Source organism: Cellulomonas septica, from assembly GCF_012396155.1.
Taxonomy (GTDB): Bacteria; Actinomycetota; Actinomycetes; order Actinomycetales; family Cellulomonadaceae; genus Cellulomonas; species Cellulomonas septica.
Genome location: NZ_JAAXOY010000187.1, coordinates 1 through 5,604, shown reverse-complemented (window position 1 = coordinate 5,604; position 5,604 = coordinate 1). Strand labels below are relative to the sequence as shown.

The window sequence follows — 5,604 nt, the reverse complement described above, 5'->3', positions numbered from 1 at the left end:
GCACACGCTCGGCCTGGACGACCTCCGTCGTCACCTCGCGGACCTCGACGAGCAGGAGGTCCTGACGGCCACGGGCCTCACGGTCGCGGAGATGGACGAACGCCGTGACGGCACCGACCATGAGCTCGCCCGGCCGCGCGACGACCCGGCCGACGACGTCGATCGGGCGATCCGGGCGACCCGCGCCGCCGTCTTCCCGTGCTGGGGCCTCGACCCGGACCTCGACTGAGCCGTGGCCTGGGCCGACGCGCAGCCGTCGCGGGCCCGCGCTGCGCCGACCGGGTGGGGACCGGACGGGGGAGTCCCAGGCGTCTCCTCTTTCACACCAGTCCCAGGCGGCACTATCGTGGTCCGGCACCCGAGAGGGGAAGCGCGAGAGCCCGGCGCGTCGCCGAGCAGGACGAGAGAGCCGAGCCGATGAGCGACCAGCCGGGCCGCACGCGATTCCTCACCGTGGTCGAGGTCGCCGACGTCATGCGCGTCTCCAAGATGACCGTCTACCGGCTGCTGCACTCGGGGGAGCTCCCGGCGGTCCGCGTCGGCCGCTCGTTCCGGGTCCCGCAGGACGCGCTCGACCACTACCTGCGCACGGCGCGCGTCGGGCCCGAGCAGCAGGACCACGGCCGCCTTTCGTCCTGACGGCGGGCACCCGGGGGACGGCGCGTCGCGGCGAGGGCCGTCGATCGCGTAAGGTAGGGCCTCGGACTTTCCCGTGCGTGGGCTCGCGGCCTCTGGCCGATGGACGGCACCGCGCGTCGATCGACCACCAGCAGGGCCCGTGCCGGGCCCACACCCGGAAGCGAGTTGAGGACCCATGGGCTCCGTCATCAAGAAGCGCCGCAAGCGGATGGCCAAGAAGAAGCACCGCAAGCTGCTGCGCAAGACGCGTCACCAGCGTCGCAACAAGAAGTGACCCTCCGCCGGCGTCGTCCCTCCCGGACGTCGTCGGCGCGACCGGCCTGCGGGCTGGACATCCTCGGGCCCGGCACGCGCCGGGCCCGACGTGTTTCCTCGACGGGTCCTGACCTGCCCTCCCGCGTTCGTACAACGATGTACGATTGCCGGTGCGCAGGTGTCGCAGGTGACACCGCGCGTCGCTCTGCCACTATCGGTGAGGCGAGGTCGGGGAGCGACGGGGTGCACGGGAGGCACGCATGAGCAGACGCACGGGTGCGGTGACGATGCACGACGTCGCCGCGCGGGCGGGCGTGTCGATCAAGACCGTCTCGAACGTCCTCAACGGCTACCAGTACATCCGCCCCGCGACCAAGGAGAAGGTCGAGACCGCGATCGCCGACCTCGGCTACCAGGTCAACCTCACGGCCCGGAACCTCCGCCGCGGTCGCACGGGCCTCATCGGGCTCGCCGTCCCCGAGCTCTCGCTGCCGTACTTCGCCGAGCTCGCCGACTCCGTGATCCGCGCCGCCGAGGCCCGCGGGCTCACCGTCCTCATCGAGCAGACCGGCTCGGTGCGCGAGCGCGAGCTCGAGGTCCTCACCGGCCAGCGTCGCCACCTCACCGACGGGCTGATCTTCTCCCCGCTCGAGCTCGGCCCGCAGGACGTCGACGCGCTCGACGTCGACTACCCGATGGTCCTGCTCGGCGAGCGCATCTTCGGCGGCCCCGCCGACCACGTGACGATGAGCAACGTCGACGGTGCCAAGGCCGCCGTCCGCCATCTGCTCGACCAGGGCCGTCGTCGCATCGCCGTCGTCGGCGCGCACGAGGGCGAGACCGTCGGCTCCGCCGCGCTGCGCATGCAGGGGTACCGGGAGGCGCTCCAGGACGCCGGGCTCGGCGTCGACCCCGCGCTCATCGGCGAGGCCGGTCTGTGGCACCGCGCGACCGGGGCCGAGGCCATGCACCGCCTGCTCGACTCGGGCGTCGAGCTCGACGCCGTCTTCGGCCTCAACGACGCGCTCGCGCTCGGCGCCCTGCACGCGCTGCACGCGCGCCGCATCGACGTGCCGGAGCAGATCGCCGTCATCGGCTGGGACGACATCGAGGAGACGGCGTACTCGTCGCCCACGCTGTCGACCGTCTCGCCCGGCCGCGAGCAGATCGCCCGCACCGCCGTCGACCTGCTGCTCGCGCGCATCGACGACCCGGACTCCGACCGCCCCTACGAGCGCGTGATCGCCGACTTCACCATCGTCGGCCGCGAGTCGACCCTCGGCGACGCCGCACCCGCGACCTCGCCGCTGAGCACGAGCGCTGTCGCCTCCGGCTGACCTCTCGGCCTCCTTCGAGGGCCGCCGACCGCGCCGGCCACGCACGCATGGCTCATATGCATACGCGTATGGAGTTGTCCATCGCGTAGGCTCATATGGAAAAGCGTATGATCGTCCTCGGCACGGGATCGCACGCGGAGATCTGTATGGAGGTGACGTGAACCGCGACGAGCAGACGTTGCTCCGCATCGCGCAGGCGCTGCGGGAACGGCGGAGCGATCTGGGTCTCAGCCAAGAGGATCTCGCGGCGCAGCTCGGCATCACGCAGGCGTACGTGTCGAAGCTGGAGACCGCCGAGGCGACCACACAGCTCAGGCGACTGGTGGCCGTCCTGGGAGCGGTCGGCCTCGACCTCGTGGCGCTTCCCCGCGCCCACCCCGCGGCACGGCAGGTGCGAAGCCGCCCGCTGCTCGTACCCGCGCGGCCGTCGCGAACGACCACGCCCAGCGACCGCCTCCGTCGCGCGCTCGACCGCCTCGACGTGTCGCGGGTGTCCGACGCCGAGGCGGCAGCACGTCTCGCGGCACTGCGCGACCTCGTCGCGGCCGAACCGGCGATCGACCTGGACGACCCGAGAGTGCGCAAGGTGGTCCGCCCGTTGCGCGCTCTCGCCGACTCGGACGCCGTGCTGTCGCTGTCGGATCCCAGCGTCACCGCCGTCCTGCTCGCGCTCCGTGAGATGCCCCTCACGGGCGGTCCGGCGTCGACCTCCGCGGCGCTCCCTCGTGAGGGCCGCGCATGAGCGTCCTCGACGTGTGGCTCGACGGCGTCAGGGTCGCGACGCTCGACGACGCCGCCGCCTTCGGCATGACCTCCCTGCAGTACACCGACGACGCGATGGACGTGTACGGGCCGGGTGGGCTCGCGCTGTCGGTGCGGCTCCCCGTGCGGGCAGACGCCTACAGCGCGTACGAAGCGCGGAACTGGTTGGACGGCCTGCTGCCGGAGGGTGACCTGCGCAAGGTCCTCGCCGACCGTTTCCGGCTCGCCGATGACGACACCGCCGGCCTGCTGGGCGTCCTGGGGCGTGAGTGCGCGGGCGCCGTCACCATCACGCAGGACGGCGAGGGGCCCCCCGCCGAGGGCGACGTGCACTGGCTCGACGAGGCCGCGCTCGAGAAGGCGGTGCGGGAGCTCGCGACCGCCCCTTTCGGGGTGGGGGTCGACGGGCGTGTCCGCATCTCCCTCGGCGGGGTGCAGAGCAAGCTCGTTCTCGTCGCCGGCGACGAGCTGCTCGGCCTCCCGCTGGACGCGACGCCGTCCACGCACATCCTCAAGCCGTCGCCGCTCAACGACCTGGGCGCCGAGCGGTGGCCAGGCGTCGTGCACGCGGAGCTGTTCGGGATGCGGGTCCTCGCGCACGCGGGCATCGACGTCGCCGAGGTCGGCTTCCGACCCGTCGGGGAGCGTCCCGCGATCCTGGTGCGGCGATACGACCGCGATGCCACCGGCGCAGGGGTTCGGCGGGTGCACCAGGAGGATCTCGGGCAGGCGCTGGGCGTCCCACCGAGCGCGAAGTACCAGAAGGCGGCCGACCCCACGACCCCGTCGTTGCGTCGTGTCGCGGGTGTCCTCGCCGATCACTCGCCCGCGCCCGTGGCGGAGCTTCCGCGCTTGCTCGACCAGGTGATCGCCTCGCTCGTCGTCGGCAACTGCGACCAGCACGTGAAGAACCTCTCGGTCGTCCTCGACCGCGACGAGGGTGCCCGGCTCGCGCCCGCGTACGACGTCGTCGCGACGGCGGCGCTGGGCGTCGAGACGGTGCTCTCGCTGGCGGTCGGCGGTGAGTACCTGCTCGAGGACGTCACGGGCGACACGGTCGACGAGGAGGCCGCGGCGTGGGGGATCGCGCGGCGCGCCGCCCGTCGGCGCCGGGCCGACGTCCTGGAACGGCTCGCGGCCGCCGTCGGACCCGCCGCCGACGCCGTGCGGGACGAAGCCGGTGAGCACGCCACGCTCGACGATGCGCAGGCCGGTGCGCTGGCGCGGCTCGCGGTCCTGATGAGGTGAGTCGTCGTCCGACGGGTCAGGCGAGCGGTCCGTAGAGGTCCGCGGGGGTCGGGACGCCGCCCGGGTCGAGGGCGTCGAGCAGCGGCAGGACGCGGCGTTCCTCGAAGCGGAAGTGCGACTCCATGATCGCGGCGACGCCCTCGAGGTGACGCGCACGCTCGTCGGCGTCGGCGCCCGAGCGGATCGCCTCGCGCAGCGAGCCGAGCAGGTGGTCGATCATGCGGTGGTCCTGCCGGAGCTGCCCGACGACCGGCGCCAGGTCGGGGTGCGCGCGCAGCAGGAGCGGGAACAGGTGGTCGTCCTCGCTGCGGTGGTGGCCCTCGAGCGCCGCGCAGAACCCCCAGCAGTAGAGGAGCGGGTCGCGGGCGGGGTCGACGTCAGGGGAGTCAGGGGCGTCGGGGTCGGCGTCCAGCGCCAGGTCGAGCGCCGCTCGCAGGCGTCGGTGCACCTCGCGGAGCTCCTCGGCGAGCGCGCGGGCGCGGTCGGTGTCGGGGGTGGGTGTCGTGATGGCGGTGTCTCCCGCTCGGGCGCCTCCATGCCTGACGCAGCCCGTCACCGGCACGCGACGCTCGCGCGACCCTAGCCGTGCCCGGCAGCAGGCGGGAAGCCACCGACCCCGTCCCGTGCCACCCGCGACCGGCCCGCACGTCCGTCAGGACGTGCGCGCGTCCAGGGCGTCGAGGCGGCGGTCGACGAGCCAGCCGCCCGCGAGGAGCGGGAGCGCGATCCCGACCAGGGGCCCGAGGACGGGCAGCGCGAGGACGGACACGGTGCACGCCGCGACGACCACGAGCACGGCGAGCGACGTGCCGGGCGAGAGGAGCGGGAACAGCGCGGCGAACCGCCAGGTCCGTCCGGGCGTCTCGTCGTACCGGCGCGCGACCGCGACCAGCGTGAGCAGCGCGACGCAGAACCACGCGCCGAGCGCGAGCACGCCGGCGGCGAGCACCGCGGCGAGGGGACCATCGACGAACCGCACGACGGCGGCGTCGACGGACAGCACCGCGCCGACCGGCCACACGGGCGCGCCGAGCAGGTTGGTACGACGCCAGCCGGACCGGTAGGCGGACCAGAAGTCGTGCCACAGGTGGTCGGACGGGTGTCCGTCGGCGAGCCGGGCGAGGAGGCGGGCGCCCGCGACGAGCGCGGGGACCAGGCCGAGCACGACCAGCCCGGCCAGCGTGCCGAGCAGGACGAGCGCGTTGACGCCGACGACGTGCGTCGCGACGCGCAGGACGCCCATCCCGCGGCCGGGCATGTTGCCGCCGACCTTGAACGGCAGCATCGTCTTCTGCCAGGTCTCGCCGCGGTCGCTCGAGCGCAGGATCGCGCCGTTCTGCGGGTCCCACGAGTTCGTGTAGGT

7 protein-coding genes and 1 pseudogene are annotated in these 5,604 nt (G+C 73.5%); 6 read left to right on the top strand and 2 right to left on the bottom strand.

The window, feature by feature from the left end:
• The 6 genes and pseudogenes from HGA02_RS08985 to HGA02_RS08960 form a co-directional block, all read left to right on the top strand.
• Window positions 1–229 (top strand): annotated as a pseudogene (locus tag HGA02_RS08985) (hypothetical protein); the annotation flags it as partial.
• A gap of 188 nt (window positions 230–417) precedes the next feature.
• On the top strand, window positions 418–639 hold the full coding sequence (locus HGA02_RS08980) for a helix-turn-helix domain-containing protein (RefSeq protein WP_168678722.1): 222 nt from the start codon (window positions 418–420) through the stop codon (window positions 637–639).
• A gap of 175 nt (window positions 640–814) precedes the next feature.
• The gene (locus tag HGA02_RS08975) at window positions 815–913 is read left to right on the top strand and encodes a 30S ribosomal protein bS22 (RefSeq protein WP_003792170.1); all 99 of its coding nucleotides are present in this window, start codon (window positions 815–817) and stop codon (window positions 911–913) included.
• A gap of 241 nt (window positions 914–1,154) precedes the next feature.
• Window positions 1,155–2,231, top strand: a complete 1,077-nt coding sequence (locus HGA02_RS08970) for a LacI family DNA-binding transcriptional regulator (protein WP_168678721.1) — start codon at window positions 1,155–1,157, stop codon at window positions 2,229–2,231.
• Window positions 2,232–2,388: 157 nt separating this feature from the next.
• Window positions 2,389–2,973 carry a helix-turn-helix domain-containing protein gene (locus tag HGA02_RS08965; RefSeq protein ID WP_168678720.1) on the top strand — a complete coding sequence of 195 codons (585 nt, stop codon included), beginning with the start codon at window positions 2,389–2,391 and terminating at the stop codon, window positions 2,971–2,973.
• A complete protein-coding gene (locus tag HGA02_RS08960) occupies window positions 2,970–4,241 on the top strand; it encodes a HipA domain-containing protein (RefSeq protein ID WP_168678719.1) in 1,272 nt (423 codons plus the stop codon). Before HGA02_RS08965 ends, HGA02_RS08960 begins: the two co-directional genes overlap by 4 nt.
• Before the next feature lie 16 nt (window positions 4,242–4,257).
• Here the strand turns inward: HGA02_RS08960 and HGA02_RS08955 are convergent, their stop codons facing one another.
• Window positions 4,258–4,749, bottom strand: coding sequence for a hemerythrin domain-containing protein (locus HGA02_RS08955; RefSeq protein WP_168678723.1), 492 nt, complete (start codon window positions 4,747–4,749; stop codon window positions 4,258–4,260).
• A gap of 144 nt (window positions 4,750–4,893) precedes the next feature.
• A partial coding sequence (locus tag HGA02_RS08950) for a YesL family protein (RefSeq protein WP_168678718.1) occupies window positions 4,894–5,604 on the bottom strand: 711 nt, incomplete at its 5' end.

Bases quoted from the DNA above. Each gene is read 5' to 3' on its own strand.
- HGA02_RS08970 (WP_168678721.1), top strand. From the start codon at position 1,155: ATGAGCAGACGCACGGGTGCGGTGACGATGCACGACGTCGCCGCGCGG.
- HGA02_RS08980 (WP_168678722.1), top strand. From the start codon at position 418: ATGAGCGACCAGCCGGGCCGCACGCGATTCCTCACCGTGGTCGAGGTC.
- HGA02_RS08975 (WP_003792170.1), top strand. From the start codon at position 815: ATGGGCTCCGTCATCAAGAAGCGCCGCAAGCGGATGGCCAAGAAGAAG.
- HGA02_RS08960 (WP_168678719.1), top strand. From the start codon at position 2,970: ATGAGCGTCCTCGACGTGTGGCTCGACGGCGTCAGGGTCGCGACGCTC.